Below are 19223 nucleotides of genomic sequence, written 5' to 3'. Positions count from 1 at the left end.
TTTATCGTACGAACGTATGGGACCCTTACGAACGTACGACAGACTAGGCTTGTGTGCAACCATGAATGATTTTTCGCTGGACCATCAGTTCTCGGAATCGGCTGCTGCCGTTGCCGATGCGACCATTAGGATCATCGCTTCCCGCGGCCTCGACGCAGTGAGCGTGCGCGAAGTGGCCAAAGAATCTGGTCTCGCTGCGGGCTCCGTGCAGTACCACGCCCCGAACAAGGAGATCCTGCTGGCGCATGCGTTCATTCGCTCCATTCAGCGGCAGACGGCTCGTCTTGAAGAGGCGCCGATCCCCAACGATGTATTCGAGGCCCGGGTGGTGCAGCTATCTGAACTTCTCCCCCTTGGCGGCGAGCGTCTCGAGGACGCGGCGATGTGGGTTACCTACGGCTCAGCGTCAGCAACGCGCGAGTGGATTGCCGACCTTTACAGTCAGGTGCTCCGCGGCTTCCAGCAAACGGTCGTAGAGGCACTGGGCGACGTGGACCAAGCTGAGCGAAAGGCGCGACTGGTCACGGCGTTGGTGAACGGCTTGACCATCGACAACCTAGGGGCCGATGAAGCGGAGGCAGATCGTGTTGTCGGGGACCTCCGCGAAGGTTTGCGCTTGATCCTCGGTGTCTAGCTTCTTCCCGCCATCCTCGGGCGAAACTACCGCTTCCGACCAGAGCCGGGGGATCCACCCAGATATATTTGGAAGGGTAGGTCGTCCCGCCTTTTCCTTTTCTTCTGCTTCTTTCTAGGTTTTTCGGATTCATTCGCTTTCATTCTCACGAGCGCCTTTTCGAAAGAATCCAAGGTTTCGACGAGAGATGCGGGTTCTGTCATCTGGGCGTGAAGCTGTTCTGGAAAGTATGAGGTCCGTCGGGATGGAGCGCTTTCGATTCTGACCTTGCGACCGACTGCTGAGCAATAGCGACCTGTTTCGTCAATCGTGTGTGGCTCGAGGCGGCATCGCTGAAGGTTGACCCAGACTCTGTGACTGCAGAGCGGGCATCGGGTGCTTCCGTCGCTCTCAAGTTCGACGGAGATTGGTTTCACCCCGCATTCGTTCGTGTGGTTCGAAACCGTCGTCACTGCGTCCGAAACTGTCGTGTGCGTATAGCGCATACGAATCAGACAGGCGTTGTTCACGACGCTGTTCTCTTCGCTGTTGTGCTCGTTCCTCTCGCTCTTTCTTACGTTTTTTGGGGTCGTGGTGAACTGGAAGATAGTTCTTCTCTGGATTGAGCGAGAGAACTGTTTTACAGCCAGGGCACTTTACTGTCCCGTTTTTCCTCAATGACAGCTTCTGCGGTTGTGGGACCGGTCTCGTGTGTCGCACCTGCGAGGCAGAACCCAGTTCTGCGGCATGCGAACTCACCGTCCGCTTTTGCTCCGTAGCTTTGACAACTGGCGCAGTGACGGGTCGTGTTTTGGCAGGGGATTGAGCTTCAGCCTTAGTTTGACCCGGTTTGTCGGCGGGCTTGAATACGGGAGCGGGGGCTTTAATCTCGGAGACTCGAGTTTTGAACTCTTGTTCGGGCTCGGCGAAACTCGAAGGGCACGTGACCCAGCTAATACCGCGTTTTTCTAAATGCAGCGGAAACGTCTCTGCATCAGCTAAATCGAACTCGCGCTGGCATGTGGGGCACGGTTTCTTGGCGGCGCTGCTGTTGTCAGCTTGCGATGAAAGCAAGTCCATGAATCGAACCTCCCTAACGTTTTAACTCAACATTAGGCAGATGAGCGCGATGATTTTATCCGTATGAAAAATTTTCGTTATCTAACGCAATAGCGGGCTCGTTCATTCCGGCCAAATAGTCAGCTGGTCCATGGCGTCGGAAGCTGGGTGGAGACGAAGATACTCGCGCATGTAGGGCAGCTCGAAATCCACGTGACCGTACGACGTCGGGCGGATCATTTCGGCGTCGATGAGCCGTTTGCGGTAGTTGCCCGCGTACTGGGAGTTGACCCCCATCCGCTGCGCAATGTCGGACATATTAGATGGCCCATCATCTTTCGACATCGCGGTGAGGAAGGTTCGGTCCACTTCGGAGAGGTCTCCGAGGGACGGCTCGTGGACGAGTTGCCCGAGTTTCCGGCGCGCACTCACGATGCCGAGTTCAACGGACTCGTTGGTTATGACGTGAGCAGTCTGGTTCCGGAACGCGTGCTGGCCGACCAGTTGAATCATGAAAGGGTAACCACCGGTTGCCTCAGCTGCTGTACCGAGCGCGTCTGGGTCCCATGAGACACCCACGTCAGCGGCGGGTTGTTCCAAGGCGACGCGGACATCGTCGAAGGGGACCATGTCCATCTCAATGCGGTTGGCTCGACGGAGGAATGTCACGGGATTGCGGCCTTCATCGGCAGCTAGCAACGGTTTCACGGCCCCCGGAATCCCCGCCATGGTCACTGCGATCTCCCGGTTTTCGCGGACAAGGTGTTGGATAGAGGTTCCGAAGTCGATGATCTCGTCCATCTGGGCGTAATGCAGTTCATCGAGTGTGATGAGAAGCCCGACGGGGTCCTGTCCGAGTGAAGCATCTTTTGCGGATTGGAATTCTAGAAAGTTTTCTAAGGATGAGCGCAGCGTGGGCGCGGGCGCATAGGCGGGTACCGATTCTGTCGTCAGTCCGAAGTTGAGAGGGCCGGTGACTCCGCTGATCCGGCGTTTCGGGGCGTCGGACTGTTCGTCGAGAAGCCGTACGGCGCGGTCGCGAATCCGCTCGGTGAACCCGCTTGTGGCGGTCTCCGAGATGACGTGCCATGAATTAAGTCGCGCGATGTGTTCGAACTCGTTGAGCAACGCAGTCTTGCCGATCCCGCGGGGGCCGGTGACAATCGAAATGCGTTCGTGGCTGCCGGGGCCGTCGTAAAGTGCAGCTTTGAAGTCTGCGATTGCATCCGCACGTCCGACAAACACGGGCGGGGTTTTGCCGACCGTGGCTGTGTAGGGGTTACGTGGAAGGGCTATCATCGTCGCCTTACTATCTCTTACTATCTTTTGTATCTTTACTATCTTTACTATCTTCCCAATCTTCCCGCCACGGGTTGATCGGGTGCCCTATTAAACTGACCCCCGTGTCAATCTTCATCGCTGTTATCGCTCTCCTCCTCGCCACCGCCCTCGTCGCAGCGCTAGGCGAGCGCACCGGGCTGCCGTGGCCTGCGCTACTGACCATCGCGGTGGCGCCCGTGCTTTTTATTCCGGGGATTGAGACGATCTCCATTCCCGCCGAACTGATTCTGCCGATCTTCCTTCCACCGCTGTTGTGGTCGCTGGCGCGCAGAACCAGTTGGGGGATGATTCGGGCGCAGCTCAACGTGGTGCTCACCATGTCGGTTGTGCTGGTGTTTCTGACTATCGCAGCGCTGACCGCGACATCGATGTGGCTGATGCCGGGGGTCGGAATCGCCGGCGCGATGGTGCTTGCATCTGCGATCGCGCCACCGGATCCAGTGGCCGTTGATGCCGTGGCGGGGCCCGCGGGAATCCCAAAGAGGATCACCGGAACGCTGCAAACGGAGGGGCTATTCAACGACGCGGCGTCCATCGTTGCCTTCAATGTGGCATTAACCGCGCTGGTGGCCGGCAGCGAAGTGGACTTCAGTGAGGGATTTGTAAAGTTTCTCTATTCAGCCGTCGCTGCGGTGATCATCGGCCTAGTGGTCGGGCGTTTGGCGGCGAAGTTTGTTAACACCGTCCCTGATTCCGTTATTCGCACCGCGTTCACCTGGGTCATCCCTTTCGCCGTGTTCATCGCGGCTGAGGAGATCCATGCCTCTGGCGTTATCGCGATCGTGATTGCGGCGGTCGAAATGAGTTCGCGCGCGACGCTCACCGCCGAGGACCGGTTGTCAGGACACTCCTTCTGGGAGACGGTAGAGATGCTTTTCACCGGTGTCGCCTTCGGGCTGATCGGCATGAGCGTGCGTGACGCAATCGACCACGCCGGGACCATGGTGTGGGAGGCCGTCGGGATCGGGCTGGTGCTTTCTGTTGTTGCCTTTGCTGTTCGATTCCTTTGGATGTGGGTGCTGTGCAGGGTTAACCGCGCGAAGGATCGCCACGACGTGGCGCCGTTGCGCCTGCAAGAAGTGCTCCTCATGACCTGGGCAGGAATGCGTGGGCTCGTGACATTGGCGTTGGTTTTGTCCATCCCCGCGGGAACCACCAAGTACCACCACGAGCTATCGGTCATTGCTCTTTCCGTCCTTACCTTCACAATGGTTATTCCCGGAATGCTCCTGCCTTGGCTCGTGCGGCAGCTCGACTTGGAGCACGGTCCCGACGCCCACGGTGACAAGGTGAACGCGGAGCTCAACGAACGCGCCTATGAGGCCGCGCGACGGGCGGTCCAAGAGCACGGACCCGCGCTTGCCCCTGAATCTTTCGACATGGTTCAGGAATGGCTCGACACCCTGGCAGAGCGCAGGCAAGCGGACCCGGAGGGCTCAAGGCAACGCCGGGAATCATTTTTGCGCGCACGAAAAGCAGCCGCTGACATGCAGCGGATTGCTCTTGAGGCCGCAACCGCCGAACTTCAAAGCGCACGCAAGGAGCGTCAGTACAACCCGGCGGATGTCGACGCTGTACTGGAAGAACTCGATCGCATGGTCATCGCGAAAGACCGTCACTCCTTATCGATGCCCCCTCACTTCAGCCAGCCGGATTAGAACGGCGGCCGAAGCAGGGAGGTGTTGAAGCTGATCCCGTACAGCTGCTCAAGCTCGTGCAGTTCCTTGAATAGCTCGGCGGGGTCCTCCTTCCTGTCGTAGGCGTTCTCAATCTTGTCGGCGATGGCGTGAGCTCTGGCGTAGAACTCGGACGCATGCCGGCGAGCAACCTGGATGTCGGTCAGCGTTTGCTTCCACTGTGGGTCCCGCGGGGTTAGATGGTCACCGATGAACCCGTCCGGCTGGTTGAGGGCGTACGTTCCGTCATCGAACAGCCAAACAATGTCACCGCTACTGGGATCAACGAGGTAGTAGGCCCTGCGATCTGTCTTCACGTTGTGATGGTGTTGGCACAAGCTGAACAGGTTTCCTGGGGTTGTAGGTCCGCCCTCATCGAACGGCACGCGGTGGTCTAGCTGACATTTCTCCGCTTTGAGCGAACACCCAGGCCAGAGACACGTTCCGTCCCGCCCGGCGCAGAAGGCCTTCATCCGAGCGGTGGGTGTGTAGCTGGTGGTTTCTTCTGACTCGACCCCTTCCAAATGGATCAAGCGTGCACCATCCGTTCCGCCCATTTCCTCTAGTGACGCCAGCCCGTGAGTATTTGTCCACCCAGATGCGGGGAAGTAGACCGCGGCGCCGTCGATTGGCTGGCCGCCTTGATCGCTGGGAGCGGTGGGCACGTATCCAAACAGTGTGATGTTCGGCGACGGAGTGATCTTCCCGGTGAGGAGCATCGTGATTGCATCCGCGGGAGAAATTTCCTGCTCCCGTGCGGTGGCTTCAATGAACTCCCGTACCGCCGCAATGGTTGCGTTATCGGCGTCGTACTCCATCGTCTTTCCGCCCGCGCGGCTGATGAACGCTACCGTCGCCCTCTCCTCCGCTTGCTTTTCCCGCCGTTTACGACGCGCACGGTCATAGCGCAGCCCCGGATCAATCTGCCCGATTATGCGAGGAAGGTGGTAGTAGATAGTTCCCGTGCCGGGGAATGCTTGGTTTGGTGACGTTGGCGTGAACAGATCTACCAGAAATTCGTCGATTGCCACGTAGACGCAGCCATCGACAGCATTCCCAAGATCGCTCATGACCGTGTCGATCGCTGCCAGCCGCGATACATCAAGAAGTTTCGATTCTTCCTGCAGCGCCCTGAGCATGGGCAGATCCTGCAAGCGCGCGTAGCCCAGCACGGCCCTAGTGATCGCGCGTTTATTCATGCCGGTGTCGCGCTGATACCCCGCAACAGTTAAGTCCATATCAATTTCTCCGAACCCTGGCTCGGAGAAACAAGAAAACAGTGAGTACTCAGCTTCGCGCGCGATGTGCGCGGCAGCCACCATACTTTCCTCAAAGCGCTCCACCGTGAAATACGGTTCTGGAGCGCCAATTTTCGACGACCCTCCGCCGTCTCCGTCAGCCCTTGTGCTCATCGGGACCCCCTTTTCAATTTCCTGCCCGATACCACCAATCTACCGAAACACTCGTTCGATGTGCAAGGGTGTTACGAAAACTTTTTCGATAAATTTTTACGAATCGGTTTCCGCGGGAAGGGGTCGGTTAAACGCTGCCCACGCTGCGATAACAATCGGTAAGGCTAGGAAAGCGAACGCGGGAAGATTGCCCAAAGCAATATTCAGGGCTGGAATATCCGTTTTTGGCCATCCAGGATTAGCGAACATTAGTGCTATAATGAGAAACGTCAGCGGCCAATGCATAGGGGAGCGTTGACGGATGAGGGTAAGAACAAAGGGGATGAGCCAAATTGCGTAGTAGAACTGAAGAAGGCCGCTGGCCATGAAGCCACCGGCAAGGCATGCGGCAATGGTGGCGAAGGACCACATAACTGGGTCCGCTTTACGCCAGGGCCACAGGGCGGCAATGGCGGCAGCGGTTGAGGCGACGACGACGATGGTGAGGAGAGTGACCAGCCATGACGGCCAGCCGAACAGAATGCCAAGGCCGCCGACGGATCCGTTGTAGCGGGGTCGTGGTTCGCTGAGGTAGGGGACCAGGTTGCTGAAGAACAGGTCCGGCGCAGCGATGGTAAACCAGCCGATCGCAAAAAGGACGACGAAGGTCAGGCCCGCGGTGACGATCGCGGCGAGTTGGCCGAAGGCGAGCGGCACGATGAGGATCACTGCGAACTGTGGTTTGACCGTGATCGCGATGCCAGCGGCGATGCCGGCGATGTAGGTCTCAGGGCGGCTCAGGTGGCCGCGCAGTCCGGCGTCTTTGGTGCGCAGGCACATCCACACGAAGACAACTAAGAGGAGCAGCAGAAAACCGTTGATGTTGGTGAGGTAAAGGGTCGTCCGGACAGGTTCCGGGCTTAGGAAAAAGGTGGTGACGGCAAGGGGAAAAACGGTGTGGAAGTAAGTCGTCGTCGATAAGCGTGTGGCGATGGCGATCGCCGCGACGATGCTGAGTGCGCCGAGCGCGAGGAAGATGAGGCGCGCGGTGGGCTGATCAGGGAAGAGGCCGAGTGGCGCGATGACGACGGTGCCGCCCGGAGTGTAGAGGTAGTGCGGCATGTCGATCGTGTAGTCGGAATCGAAAACCGGCTGACCAGCGAGGTACTTTCGCGCCGCGTTCCACACGGGCGTGAAGTCCGTCCCCGGGTTCTTGAACGGGAGGGTGACAGCGGCCTGGATGAGGGCCAGCACCATTGCGGTGTACATAAGGGGAACGAAGCGGTTGCTTTCACGCATACGGCGCAGACTAACACGCGGACGCGACACCGCCGGTGAGCGAATTTCCCGGTGAAGAAACACTTGTGAACTACTCTTGTGGGCGTGGATATGGATTTAGATGTTTTGGTGCGTTTGCTTCTGCCGCGCAAGGGGGATCCGCATGACGTGCGGATGCTCTATCTGATCGAAGCGGAGCAGAACAAGGAGCGATTGACCTGGCCGGACCGCAGCAGGGTAACGATTCCGGCGGGCGCCGAGGTCAGCTTTGAAACGTACTTCAATGCGTTTCCGGCGGGGTATTGGTCGCGGTGGTCGTCGATAGGCGAGGTTGTGCTCGCGATGGACGTGGAGGGTGCCGCGGCGATCAGCGTGTACCGCTCGAAGCACGACGGCACGCGCATCGCGGTGACCAGCGTCGAGGCGCAGGATGAACGCGTGGTGATCCCGCTCGCACTGAACAACTTCGAGGATGGCGGCTGGCTGTGGTTCGACGTCACAGCAGAGAGCGTGACGACGATTGCGAATGCGGGCTGGTACGCCCCTGCCGGTGCGCAGCCACGGGGGGAGAAGAAGGTAGCGGTAGGCATTCCGACCTTCAACCGTCCGCGCGACGCCGTGAACGCGCTGCACGCGCTGGCGGAGGATCCGTTGGTGCTCGGCGCGATTTCGGACGTGCTCATGCCGGACCAGGGCAACCAGCACCCGGCGGATGAACCTGATTTTGCTGACGCGGAGGCGAAGCTGGGCGGCCGGTTGAGGATTTTCCCGCAGGGGAACCTGGGCGGCTCGGGAGGCTACTCCCGTATCATGTATGAGGCTTTGACCTCGACGGATGCGCCGTACATTCTCTACATGGACGACGATATCGCGATTGAGCCGGACTCGATTTTGCGCGCGGTTCAGGCAGCGCGGTACGCCAAGGACCCGATTTTGGTTGGCGGGCAAATGCTCAACCTCCAGGATCGTTCGCAGTTGCGCACGAGCGGTGAGAAGGTCAACCGCGCCGATTTCATGTGGGGCGCGGCGGAGCACGCCGTCTACGACCACGATTTTGCGAAGTACCCGCTGGGTTACACCGGCACCCAGGAAGAGGAGCTGGACCCGAAAAAGACCACGTCGCGCGCGCTGCACCGCCGCATTGACGTGGACTATAACGGCTGGTGGATGTGCCTGTTCCCCCGCGAGGTGTGCGAGGAAATTGGGCTTCCGCTGCCCCTCTTTATCAAGTGGGACGACACCGAGTATTCGCTTCGCGCGGGAGCCGCAGGCTTTCCGACGGTCACGTGGCCGGGCGCCGCGATTTGGCACATGGCCTGGGCGGATAAGGACGACGCGATTGATTGGCAGGCCTATTTCCACCTGCGTAACCGCCTCATCGTCGCCGCGATGTACCACGACGGTGGGCCCGAGGGAATTATGAAGTCCATGCTGAAGTCCACGTACAAGCACGCGATGTGCATGGAGTACTCCACCATGGCGATTCAGATCGAGGCCATGAAGGACTTCTTGGCTGGTCCTGATCAACTGTTTGACATTCTCGAATCGTCGCTGCCGCGAATTCAGGGGGTGCGGAAGGATTATGACGATGCGCGGGTGGTGTCGTCGGCAAGCGAACTGCCCGCGCCGACGGGTGCTCCTGGCGTGCCGACGAAGGTCGTTGGGGGACGCTTGGCGAAGGTGAAGAAGATTCCGTGGGCCGTGAAAACCGTGCTTCACATGCGTAAACCCGAAGATCGTGCGCATTGGGAGGCCCCGCAGCTGCGGCTGACAGCGGAGGAGGCGCGGTGGTACACGCTCTCGCGCGTGGACTCGGCGACCGTTGCGACCGCGGGCGGCACCGGCGTCGCGTTTCGCAAGCGGAATAAGCAGCTTACCGACGACCTGGTGAAGCAAACGAAGGAACTCCAGAAGGAAATCGTCGCGCGGTGGCCGGAGCTAACCCGTGCGTACCGTGAGGCGAAACACGCGCTGACCAGCCACGAAGAATGGGAGAAGATCTTCCGTGAGCAATAAGGCAGAAAGCGACCTTCTTGTCGCTGTTCAGGACACGCTCTACGGCACTCCGGGAGTGCTGCCGACGGCGCGAGGGCTGTCGCACTTTGGTGAGCACGCGCTGGGGTGGATGGGGATCGCCGCGCTTGGTGGCGTTGCTCAACGGAAGAACGAAGATGAGCGGCGGAAGTGGATCGCGATGGGCCTCGGGGCGTTCACGGCGCATGCAGCGTCGGTGGTGTTGAAACGCATCGTTCGCCGGCGGAGGCCCCACGACCCGCGGGTGAAGGTCGGTGTGTCGACGCCGTCGAAGCTGTCTTTCCCCAGTTCGCACGCGACGTCGACGTCCGCCGCGATGGTGCACTTGGCGGACATTACCGGTTCTAAGGTTCCGTTGGTAGGAATCCCAATTATGATGCTGTCTCGGATGGTGCTCGGCGTTCACTACCCCACGGACACGCTCGCTGGAGCTGCGCTTGGGGTGGGAGTCGCGCGAGCCGCAATTGAGATTGAGAGGCAGACGAAGTGACTGAGCCAGTTCAGGAACCGGTGAAAGAGCCCTTCCTCAAACCCGAACCGCACACGGAAGGCGTGGACATTCCGCGCGCGAAGAAGCCACCGCGGAATTTGGTCGATGCGATGATCAAGGGTCTTCGCCCCAAGCAGTGGGTGAAGAACGTTTTGGTCGTTGCGGCGCCGCTGGCTGCAGGATTCGACTCGTTCACTACCAACACGGCGCTGGATATTGTTTTGGCGTTCGTGGTGTTCTGCTTCGCGGCGTCGTCGATCTACTTGGTCAATGACGCCCGTGACGTTGAAAGCGACAGGCAGCACCCGACGAAGCGGTTCCGCCCGATTGCGTCTGGCATGTTGCCGATTAACTTGGCGTACGTGATGTCGGTGGTGCTGATTGTCGCCGCGATCGGGTTGTCGCTGTTGGCAACGTCCGGGGTGGGGTTGGCCATTGTGGTTGGCACCTACATTGTGCTCCAGCTCGGCTACTGCTTCGGCTGGAAGCACATCCCGGTGATTGATATCGCGCTGGTGTCGTCCGGGTTCATGCTTCGCGCGATGGCCGGTGGCGTGGCTGCTGGCATTGAGCTTTCGCAATGGTTCCTGTTGGTTGCAGCGTTCGGTTCGCTGTTCATGGCCTCCGGTAAGCGATACGCGGAGCTGTTGCTCGCGGAGCAAACCGGTGCGAAGATCCGGAAGTCCTTGCAGGGGTACACGCAGACGTACCTGCGCTTTGTGTGGACGCTGTCCGCGACGGCTGTCGTGATGTCTTACGCGCTGTGGGGCTTCACGCTGTCCAACGCTGTGCCGACGGACCAGGGCGTGTGGTACCAGATTTCTATGGTTCCGTTCATCATCGCGATCCTGCGCTACGCGGCTGATGTGGACCGCGGTAACGGTGGTGCGCCGGATGAGATCGCGTTGAATGACCGCGTGCTTCAGGCGTTGGCGTTGCTGTGGCTGGCCACGATTGCGATGGCTGTGTATGTGATTCCGGCTATCGGTTAGAAGCTGGCGAATGAATAAAGCTCGTGTTTCGCTAGCGGCGTCTGCGCTCGTCGCAGGCGTTTTCGCTTGGTGGGGCGGTTGGTCCCGCCGCTGGATGAGCGACGATGGGCTGATCGTGTTGCGCACTGTTCGCAATATTCTTGCTGGCAACGGCCCCGTGTTCAATGCCGGCGAACGCGTGGAGGCCAACACATCGACGTTGTGGCAGTACCTGATTGCCGCGTTCGGGTGGGTGCCTGGCGTTCGGCTTGAGGCGGTTGCGCTGTGGTTGGCGTTGCTGTGCACGGTCGGCGGTGTCGTCGTGGCGACCTGGGCATCGGGGGCGCTGTGGCAGCGCGCGTGGCCCGGGATGGTTGCGCCTTTCGGTGGAATTATTTACCTTTCGCTGCCGCCAGCCAGGGACTTTGCAACGTCCGGGTTGGAGTGGGGGTTGTCGCTGGCCTGGTTTGGGGTGTGGTTCGCCGGGCTCGTGGCGTGGGCGCGATGGCGCGAAGTAGGGTCCGGATGGCTGCTGTACGCGTTAGCGTTCTGGGGCGGGCTGTCGTGGCTGGTCAGGCCGGAACTCGCGCTGTATGGGGCGGCGACTGGGCTGATGCTCATCGTCGTGTACTGGCGGCAGTGGAAGCGCATTAGTCTCATCGCCGCGGCGGCGCTCCCGGTGCCAGCGGGGTACGAATTATTCCGGATGGGTTATTACGGCCTGCTCACACCGCACACGGCGGTGGCGAAGTCCGCGTCTGATTCAGCGTGGGGCGTCGGCGCGGCGTACGTGTGGGACACCGTGGGGACATATTGGTTGTGGCTGCCGTTGCTGCTTGTGGTGGGGCTCGGGGTGTGGTTCGGCCAGCGGTTGGAATCGCGCGAACTCCTCGTCGTGGGTGTGGTTGTCGCGTGCGGGCTGCTGCACTTGCTCTACGTCGTCCGCGTAGGCGGGGACTTCATGCATGGACGCATGGTGTTGCTCCCATTGTTCGCGTTGCTGATGCCGGTTGCGGCGCTGCCGCTTCGCGCGCTGAGCGGGTTAGCGTTGGGCGTGGTCGTCGTGTGGGCGTCAATCGTTGTGTATCGGGGCCACGCGCTTGGCTTTGATCCTTTTGATCTTGAGCCTACTGACCTGACGATCGTTGATGAGCGCGAGTTCTGGACCGCGATCATGCTGCGCGAACCCGGGGATCCCCCGCACAATGCAGATGATTTCTTGGGTGTCGACTTGATGCGTAACTGGAATGCAACAGTTCCGCAGGCAGTAGAAGACAACGTGGCTGCGTTTTCGCTCGTGCGGATTTCGGAGAACCCGAAGGAATACGTGTGGGACCCGTTCCCGAGGGTGGAGGCGGAGACCGATCTGCTCAACATTCCGCCGACCATTTACATGACCAACTTGGGCATGACAGGCATGAACGTGGGCTTGGACGCGCGTGTGTTGGAAACCATTGGGCTTGCCACTCCGCTCGCTGCGCGCCAACCGCGTATCGACGAAGGTCGGATCGGCCACGACAAGTTCCTCCCTAGATATTGGCAATACGCGGATACGGCGGTGGATCCGGATCGGTTGCCGGATGGCGTCGATAAGCAAAAGCTCTTGCAAGCGCGCGCGGCGTTGCGGACGCCTGAGATCAATGAGTTGCTTGCGACATCGCGTGAGCCGATGAGCGTGAAGCGCTTTGCCAAGAATGTGAAGTTTGCGCTGACTACGGGGCGGACGCTGGAGCTGGAGAAGGACCCCGCGAGCTACTTAGATGAGCAGACGCTGAAGCGTATCGACGACGGTGAGGACGTGGGCCTCCACGGCCCGCAGGTCTATTGGCCGGTACGCACCGGCGGCTAGCGGGTGGAAGATCTTGGCCGCCATTGATAACATCGCGGTAACAATGTGTGACGACTTTGCGATAGTCCTGTGTGTAATCGCAAAAATTTCCAAGCTTTGAGATAGGTGGATTGAATCCAATGACTGCGACTCGTTCTGCGCGCCGCTCTGCTATTGCCATCGTGGCTGCGCTGGCTGCACTGTTAATGATGTTCGCTGCGCCGCAGGAAGCGGAGGCGAACCCGCGCGGATGGCTCCGCCCGGACGCGACTGGAAAGTGCGAGTGGGATCGCACGAAGTTCTGGGTCCAGCGCTGTGACGTGTTCTCTCCAGCAATGGGCCGCAACATCACCATGCAGATCGTTCCGGCAACGCGCGGGGGTAACGCTGGCCTGTACCTTCTGGACGGGCTGCGCGCGACGAATCGTTCCAACGCCTGGCTGGTAGACACCAACGCGGCGCGTATTTACGAAAACACCAACATCACGTTGGTGATGCCGGTTGGCGGTGAAGGTTCCTTCTACGCCGACTGGTTCGCTCCCGCCAAGTTTGGCAACCAGATGGTGAACTACAAGTGGGAGACGTTCTTGACCAAGGAGCTCCCGCCATACCTGCAGCGCCACTTCGGTGTTGCGCCGAACAACAACTCCATCGCCGGGTTGTCCATGGGTGGAACGGCCGCGATGAACTTGGCAGCGAAGTACCCGCAGCAGTTCCGCCAGGTTCTGTCCTTCTCTGGGTACCTGACCACCACGCTGCCGGGTATGCAGACGATGCTGCGCGTGGCACTGCTTGATGCTGGTGGTTACAACCTCAACGCCATGTGGGGTCCGGTTGTCTCGCCGCTGCGTTTTGAGAACGACCCGTTCTTGAACATGAACCGCCTGCGCAACACCTCCGTGTACGTCTCTGCCGCTACCGGTGTTCCGGCCCCGAACGATGGCCCGCTGCCATTGGACATCCAGGCTTCTGCGACTGCGCTGGAAGCTGGTGCCCGCGCCACCACCCGCATCTGGGAAGCGAAGGCTCGCGCTGAGGGTCTGAACCCAGTGACGGATTACCCGTCTGCCGGCTTGCACAACTGGAACCAGTTCGGCAGCCAGCTGGCGAAGACCAAGCCGCTTGTTCTTAACCACATGCGAGCTTGGTAGATCTTCGGCGTGTCATCGCCTAAAGTCTAAAGTAAAACTTAAACTTTGCGACGAAGCTCACCTATTTAGGCCCGCGCCGTGGGAGGGGAACCCACGGGGCGGCGGTGCCAGGATAGTCGCTGACCCATTTGTGCATCTCTACATGAAGGGCAATTACCCATGCGCGTTTCACCTCGACGTTCCCCCGCTAACAAAAAGCCGGCCTCTGCAACAAAGAAGACCGTTGCCATCGGGGCTGCCTGCGCCGTGGTAGTCACGGCTGTTCCAGCCGCTGCGCAGATGAGCAGCGACTTGTCTTCGCAGCTGAGCAGCGGCCGCGGTCTTTCTGATTTGGTCCGCCCGGCTGACCCGCCGCAGCGGCCAACGCTCAAGGAGCAGGAAAACCCGAAGATCGAAGGCCTGCCGAAGGACGTGTCGGTTCAGCGCATTAAGTGGATCACGCAGCGCCGAGTCGCGCTGGACATCAACTCCGCAGCCATGCCTGGCAAGCCGATCCGCGTTGAGGTACTGCTTGCCCGCGACTGGGGCCAGAACCCGAACGCCACCTTCCCAGAGGTGTGGGCGCTCGACGGCCTGCGCGCGCGTGACGACGAAAATGGTTGGACGATTGAGACCAACATTGAGCAGTTTTACGCAGACAAGAATGTGAATGTCGTTCTTCCCGTCGGCGGTGAGTCCTCCTTCTACAGTGACTGGCAGAAAGCCGACAACGGCAAGCATTACATGTGGGAGACGTTCCTAACCAAGGAGCTGATCCCGATCATGACCAACCAGTTCCGCTCCAACGGAAAGCGCGCTGTTGTTGGTCTGTCCATGGGTGGTACCGCCGCGATGAACCTAGCTCAGCGCAACCCGCACCTGTTTGAGTTCGTCGGCTCCTTCTCCGGTTACCTGGACACAACAACCACCGGTATGCCGATGGCGATCAAGGCGGCCATGAGGGACGCCGGCGGCTACGACGCGGAGGCCATGTGGGGCCCGATGGGCTCCCAGGACTGGGTCGAACACGATCCGAAGCTGGGGATTGCGAACCTGAAGGGCAAGACCGTGTACGTCTCCGCCGGTTCCGGCACCGATGACTTTGGCAAGCCTGGTTCCGTGGCAACCGGCCCAGCTGTGCCGGCTGGTGTGGGCCTGGAGGTCATTTCCCGCATGTCAACGCAGACCTTTGAGGGGTACGCGAAGCGCGCTGGCATCCCGATCACCACTGTCTACCGCCCCTCCGGCGTCCACGCGTGGCCGTACTGGCAGTACGAGATGACGCAGGCATGGCCGAAGATGGCCGACGCCCTCGGCGTTGCGAAGGAAGACCGCGGCGCGCAGTGTGCACCGATAGGCGCGATTGCGGAAGCAACCAAGGCTGGCCAGATTGGATCCTGCGTGAACAACGAGTATGACGTGGCAGACGGTAGGGGCAAGGCCCAGGACTTCCGCAACGGTGCGGCGTTCTGGTCGCCGGAGACCGGCGCGCAGGTTCTGTTTGGTGCAATTCTGGCTACCTACAACGGCAATGGTGCCGCGAACGGCTGGCTGGGCTTCCCGCTGACCGGCGAGCAGAAGACTCCGGACGGCAAGGGCCGCTTCGCGCACTTCCAGAATGGTTCTATCTACTGGACCCCGGAAACGGGTGCTGTCCCGATCCCGGCCGACATGGTCAAGGCCTGGGGTACCGCGAAGTTTGAGGCGGGCCCGCTGGGCTACCCGGTTGAAGACGCGATCCCAGTCCGCAACGGCTTCGTGCAGAAATTCCAAGGCGGCTACGTTGCACGCAACGAGCAGAACCAAGCGTTTGTTGTCTACGGGGAGATTGGTAGGAAGTACGGCGAGATGAAGACCGCTCACTCTGAGCTGGGCTTCCCTAAGTCCAACGAGCGCCTGATCAAGGGCGGCGCGTTCCAGGAGTTCGAGCACGGAAACATCTACTGGTCGCCGCAGACCGGCGCGAAGTTCATCAAGTTCGGCGCCACCTTCGAAGAGTGGGGCAAGAACGGCTGGGAGCAGGGACGCTTCGGCTGGCCGACGTCAGACATGCGTGCGATTCCGGGCGGCACCACCATTGATTTCCAGCACGGCGGCTACAACGAGGTCGCGGGCATCGTTCGCGAGAAGGGTCGCTAAATGCGCAAGCTAGTAGCAGTAACGCTCGCAGCGGCCACGGCTTTCTCGCTCGCTGCGTGCGGCGGTAAGGAGACCGTTGAAAACGATGCGCCTGCGTCGAAATCTGCGGTTCCGACGGTGACTACGCAAGCCAGTGCGTCGTCAAGCGAAAATGCGCCGAGCGAAAGCGAGCCCGCGAGCAACGAGGGCCCGGCGCGTGAGGTCAGCGAAGAGCCGACCGCTGCGGAGATCCCTACGGGCGATGAGGAATTTTTGAACCGCCTGCGGGACGCCGGAGTGAATGTTGAGGGCGACGAGCAGGTGCTCATCAGCACTGCTCAGGGCGTGTGCGCCGACAATATGGTCACGCGCGATGCGGTCGCTGGGCAACTCATTGAGCAGCAGCGCACGTCCCTGTCGTTTGAGGAGCTGACGAAGCTTATCGACGACTCGGCGCGCGCGACAGTCTGCCCGTAACTGGTCAAGTAGGAGGCGCACGTGCGGAAACGTGCTGTATGGATTGCTCTTGCGGTTCTGGCGGTCGCGGCCGTGGTCGCGCTCGCCGTGACGCAGGGCGGAAAGAACGTGCCGGTCCCAACGCCACCGGGGCCGGGGAAAGAAACTGAAACCCAAGCGGTCGGGCCGGACTGGTGCCCGAAGGTGGAGTTCATCTCCGTTCCGGGGACCTGGGAGTCGGCGCCGGACGATGATCCGTTTGCGCCGCGGGCGAACCCGAAGAGTTACATGCTCTCTATTACCGGGCCGCTGCAGCAGAGCTACGACATTGGTGACGTGCGCGTTTTCACCGTGCCGTACACCGCGCAGTTCCGCAACATCCAGACGCCGCACGGGCGCAGGGAGATGCCGTATGACGAATCCCGCGATGAGGGAACGGCGAAGCTGAACGGCGAGCTGAAGTACGTGGCACAGACCTGCCCGCAGACCAAGTTCATCATGGCCGGGTTTTCCCAGGGCGCGGTGATCGTGGGCGACGTGGCCAGCGATATCGGTAACGGGCGTGGCGTTGTCGACGCCGATCGTGTACTCGGCGCGGTGATGATCGCGGACGGGCGCCGTGAAAATGGTGTGGGCGTGAACCCCGGCAACCCACTGGGTGGCATCGGTGCTGAGATTGCGTTGCAGCCGCTCAATGCGGTGGTGCAGGCGGTGACGCCGGGCGCGACCATGCGCGGCGCGCGCGACGGCGGATTTGGCTCCCTGAATGATCGAGCGTATGAGATTTGTGCCCCCGATGACACGATCTGCGATGCCCCGATGGGTGTAGGGGATGCGATCGGCCGTGCCAACGAGCTGGTCGGCGCGCAGGGAGTCCACGCGCAGTACGCGTCGAACCCCAACGTGATCCCCGGCTCAACGGCCAGCGAGTGGACGTTGCAGTGGGCGCGCCAAACTATCGATTCCCAGTAGGTCACAACACGGTAACATTTAGTTTTATGGATATTGAAGCTCTCCTCTACCAGTTCTATGACGAGAATGATCGGATTGACCTGCCGTCGGAGCTCTCGCTGGCGCAGCTGTGCGAGTCCCTTTATCAAGGTTCCGCGGAGTTCGGTGGCGGGGAGCTTCACGCCCTGCGCTACTGGGATTTCTCCGAAGACCGCGAAGGCGTAGCAGTTGATTTCACGCGCGCAGACGTGATCACGCGCATCAAGGCGGTGGCCACGCGCCTCCAGCAGATCGGTCAGCCGGGTGATCGCGTGGCGATCATGGCGGCGAACTCGCCGGAGTATCTCTTTGGTTTCATGGGTGCGCTGTACGCCAACCAGGTTCCGGTGCCGCTCTATGACCCGAACGAGCCTGGCCACGGCGAGCAGCTTACGGCGGTGCTGGCGGACAGCGGTGCCACGACGGTTTTGACAAACAATGCTGGCGCGAAGGCGGTGCGCGAGTTTTTCGCGCCCGTTCCCAAGCCGGAGCGTCCGCGCGTGTTGGTGGTTGATTCGCTGCCGGATTCTCTCGCGGAGAGCTACGAGCTGCCTGACGGGCTGGATCAGATCGATGACATCGCCTTCTTGCAGTACACCTCTGGTTCGACCCGCCTGCCGGCTGGCGTTGTGCTGACCAACCGGGCGATCATGACCAACATCTTGCAGATCTACAACGCTGCGGAGCTGAAGTTCCCGCTGCGCTTGGTTCACTGGCTGCCGCTGCACCACGACATGGGCATCATCATCGCGGTTTTGGTCACTATGTTGGGCATGCCGTGGGAGTTGATGAACCCGCGCGACTTTATCCAGCAGCCGAAGCGCTGGATTGACCAGCTCACCGCGCGCGAGGGGGACGAGGAGAACTTCGTCTACACAGTCGTGCCGAACTTCGCGCTGGATCTGGCTGCGCGCTACGCCAAGCCGGAGAACCCAGCTGACCTGGACTTCCAGTACGTCGACGGCATGATCATCGGCTCCGAGCCCGTCACCAAGGCGGCGCTGACCAGCTTCATCGATGCATTCGGTGAATCCAACCTGGACCAGACTGTGCTCCGCCCGAGCTACGGTCTGGCCGAGGCCACCCTGATTGTCACCACGCCGCAGACACCGGAGCGCCCCGTGTTCACGCACTTCGACCGCGATGCGGTTGCGGACGGCAGGCTCGTTGTCGTGGGCGACGATGAGTCGAACGGGATCGCTTTTGCATCCAACGGCCAGGCAGTGGGCAACATGGATTACGCCATCGTCGTCGACGGCCAGGCCGTCTACGCCAACGGCGAAGGTGATGAGGACCGGATTGGTGAGCTCTGGCTGCGCGGGGAGAACCTCGCGTCGGGCTACCTCAATCGCGAGGACGAAACCCACGAAACGTTCGGGAACTCCCTTGAGATCTCTGGGAGTAACGTGGACGGCTCCGAGGGCGATAATTCCGGTACATGGCTGGCCACGGGTGACCTCGTGGGCATCCACGATGGACAGATCTACATCACCGGTCGCGTCAAGGACCTCATCGTCATCGCCGGTCGCAACCACTACCCGCAGGACATCGAGGCCACCGTGCAGGAGGCATCCGGCCACGTCCGTGCAGATTCGGTGGCGGCGTTCGCGGTGCCAGGCGAGGACGTCGAGAAGCTCATTGTGCTCGTTGAACGCGCTGATGGCGCGAGCGAAGAGGGCGACGCTGCGGCCGAGGATGCGATCCGCGCCGCGGTGACAGCAACCCACGGCATCTCGCCGGAGGTCGTGGAGTTCCGCGCGCCGGGTGAGATTGCTAGGTCCACGTCCGGAAAGATCGCGCGCAGGGTGAATAGAAAGAAGTTCTTGGGTGAGTAACCAAACTCCACAC

Annotated in this window: 14 protein-coding genes; 11 read left to right on the top strand and 3 right to left on the bottom strand. The window is 60.6% G+C overall.

Annotated elements, in window-relative coordinates:
• The first annotated feature begins 61 nt into the window (after positions 1-61).
• Positions 62-634, top strand: a complete 573-nt coding sequence (locus CAQUA_RS10525) for a TetR/AcrR family transcriptional regulator (RefSeq protein WP_196825163.1) — start codon at positions 62-64, stop codon at positions 632-634.
• Between the two features lie 1161 nt (positions 635-1795).
• On the opposite strand, the gene CAQUA_RS10520 is transcribed toward CAQUA_RS10525, so the two are convergent.
• A complete protein-coding gene (locus CAQUA_RS10520; RefSeq protein ID WP_196825164.1) occupies positions 1796-2971 on the bottom strand; it encodes an ATP-binding protein in 1176 nt (391 codons plus the stop codon).
• A gap of 104 nt (positions 2972-3075) precedes the next feature.
• On the opposite strand from CAQUA_RS10520, the gene CAQUA_RS10515 reads away from it, so the two are divergent.
• Positions 3076-4671, top strand: coding sequence for a cation:proton antiporter (locus CAQUA_RS10515; RefSeq protein ID WP_196825165.1), 1596 nt, complete (start codon positions 3076-3078; stop codon positions 4669-4671).
• On the opposite strand, the gene CAQUA_RS10510 is transcribed toward CAQUA_RS10515, so the two are convergent.
• Both CAQUA_RS10510 and CAQUA_RS10505 read right to left on the bottom strand, forming a co-directional pair.
• Positions 4668-6101 carry an HNH endonuclease signature motif containing protein gene (locus CAQUA_RS10510; protein WP_196825166.1) on the bottom strand — a complete coding sequence of 478 codons (1434 nt, stop codon included), beginning with the start codon at positions 6099-6101 and terminating at the stop codon, positions 4668-4670. The two genes, CAQUA_RS10515 and CAQUA_RS10510, sit on opposite strands and share 4 nt — an antisense overlap.
• A 96-nt stretch (positions 6102-6197) precedes the next feature.
• A complete protein-coding gene (locus CAQUA_RS10505; protein ID WP_196825167.1) occupies positions 6198-7379 on the bottom strand; it encodes a glycosyltransferase family 87 protein in 1182 nt (393 codons plus the stop codon).
• A gap of 90 nt (positions 7380-7469) precedes the next feature.
• Between CAQUA_RS10505 and CAQUA_RS10500 the strand changes: the two genes are divergently transcribed.
• From CAQUA_RS10500 to CAQUA_RS10460, 9 genes are all read left to right on the top strand, one after another.
• A complete protein-coding gene (locus CAQUA_RS10500) occupies positions 7470-9374 on the top strand; it encodes a glycosyltransferase (RefSeq protein ID WP_196825701.1) in 1905 nt (634 codons plus the stop codon).
• On the top strand, positions 9364-9882 hold the full coding sequence (locus CAQUA_RS10495) for a phosphatase PAP2 family protein (protein WP_196825168.1): 519 nt from the start codon (positions 9364-9366) through the stop codon (positions 9880-9882). The genes CAQUA_RS10500 and CAQUA_RS10495 overlap by 11 nt, the downstream gene beginning before the upstream one ends.
• Positions 9879-10874 carry a decaprenyl-phosphate phosphoribosyltransferase gene (locus CAQUA_RS10490; protein WP_196825169.1) on the top strand — a complete coding sequence of 332 codons (996 nt, stop codon included), beginning with the start codon at positions 9879-9881 and terminating at the stop codon, positions 10872-10874. Before CAQUA_RS10495 ends, CAQUA_RS10490 begins: the two co-directional genes overlap by 4 nt.
• 10 nt (positions 10875-10884) lie before the next feature.
• Entirely contained in the window at positions 10885-12702 is a 1818-nt protein-coding gene (locus tag CAQUA_RS10485) for an arabinofuranosyltransferase AftB family protein (RefSeq protein WP_196825170.1), read from the top strand.
• Between the two features lie 119 nt (positions 12703-12821).
• Positions 12822-13832 carry an alpha/beta hydrolase gene (locus tag CAQUA_RS10480; protein WP_196825171.1) on the top strand — a complete coding sequence of 337 codons (1011 nt, stop codon included), beginning with the start codon at positions 12822-12824 and terminating at the stop codon, positions 13830-13832.
• 159 nt (positions 13833-13991) lie between these two features.
• Positions 13992-15950, top strand: a complete 1959-nt coding sequence (locus tag CAQUA_RS10475) for an alpha/beta hydrolase-fold protein (RefSeq protein ID WP_196825172.1) — start codon at positions 13992-13994, stop codon at positions 15948-15950.
• Positions 15951-16406 carry a DUF732 domain-containing protein gene (locus CAQUA_RS10470; RefSeq protein WP_196825173.1) on the top strand — a complete coding sequence of 152 codons (456 nt, stop codon included), beginning with the start codon at positions 15951-15953 and terminating at the stop codon, positions 16404-16406.
• A gap of 21 nt (positions 16407-16427) precedes the next feature.
• Entirely contained in the window at positions 16428-17357 is a 930-nt protein-coding gene (locus tag CAQUA_RS10465; protein ID WP_376993207.1) for a cutinase family protein, read from the top strand.
• Between the two features lie 26 nt (positions 17358-17383).
• On the top strand, positions 17384-19210 hold the full coding sequence (locus CAQUA_RS10460; RefSeq protein WP_196825174.1) for a FadD32-like long-chain-fatty-acid--AMP ligase: 1827 nt from the start codon (positions 17384-17386) through the stop codon (positions 19208-19210).
• Positions 19211-19223 lie beyond the last annotated feature (13 nt).

Origin of the sequence: Corynebacterium aquatimens (assembly GCF_030408395.1) — a bacterium.
In the GTDB taxonomy this organism is placed as follows: domain Bacteria; phylum Actinomycetota; class Actinomycetes; order Mycobacteriales; family Mycobacteriaceae; genus Corynebacterium; species Corynebacterium aquatimens.
The sequence above is the reverse complement of the archived record's forward strand: the minus strand, read 5'-3'. Positions and strand labels throughout refer to the sequence as shown.

Excerpts from the sequence above, each read along its gene's own strand:
- CAQUA_RS10500 (WP_196825701.1), top strand. The coding sequence starts at position 7,470 with ATGGATTTAGATGTTTTGGTGCGTTTGCTTCTGCCGCGCAAGGGGGAT.
- CAQUA_RS10510 (WP_196825166.1), bottom strand. The coding sequence starts at position 6,101 with ATGAGCACAAGGGCTGACGGAGACGGCGGAGGGTCGTCGAAAATTGGC.
- CAQUA_RS10470 (WP_196825173.1), top strand. The coding sequence starts at position 15,951 with ATGCGCAAGCTAGTAGCAGTAACGCTCGCAGCGGCCACGGCTTTCTCG.
- CAQUA_RS10520 (WP_196825164.1), bottom strand. The coding sequence starts at position 2,971 with ATGATAGCCCTTCCACGTAACCCCTACACAGCCACGGTCGGCAAAACC.
- CAQUA_RS10485 (WP_196825170.1), top strand. The coding sequence starts at position 10,885 with ATGAATAAAGCTCGTGTTTCGCTAGCGGCGTCTGCGCTCGTCGCAGGC.
- CAQUA_RS10480 (WP_196825171.1), top strand. The coding sequence starts at position 12,822 with ATGACTGCGACTCGTTCTGCGCGCCGCTCTGCTATTGCCATCGTGGCT.
- CAQUA_RS10525 (WP_196825163.1), top strand. The coding sequence starts at position 62 with ATGAATGATTTTTCGCTGGACCATCAGTTCTCGGAATCGGCTGCTGCC.
- CAQUA_RS10475 (WP_196825172.1), top strand. The coding sequence starts at position 13,992 with ATGCGCGTTTCACCTCGACGTTCCCCCGCTAACAAAAAGCCGGCCTCT.
- CAQUA_RS10505 (WP_196825167.1), bottom strand. The coding sequence starts at position 7,379 with ATGCGTGAAAGCAACCGCTTCGTTCCCCTTATGTACACCGCAATGGTG.
- CAQUA_RS10460 (WP_196825174.1), top strand. The coding sequence starts at position 17,384 with ATGGATATTGAAGCTCTCCTCTACCAGTTCTATGACGAGAATGATCGG.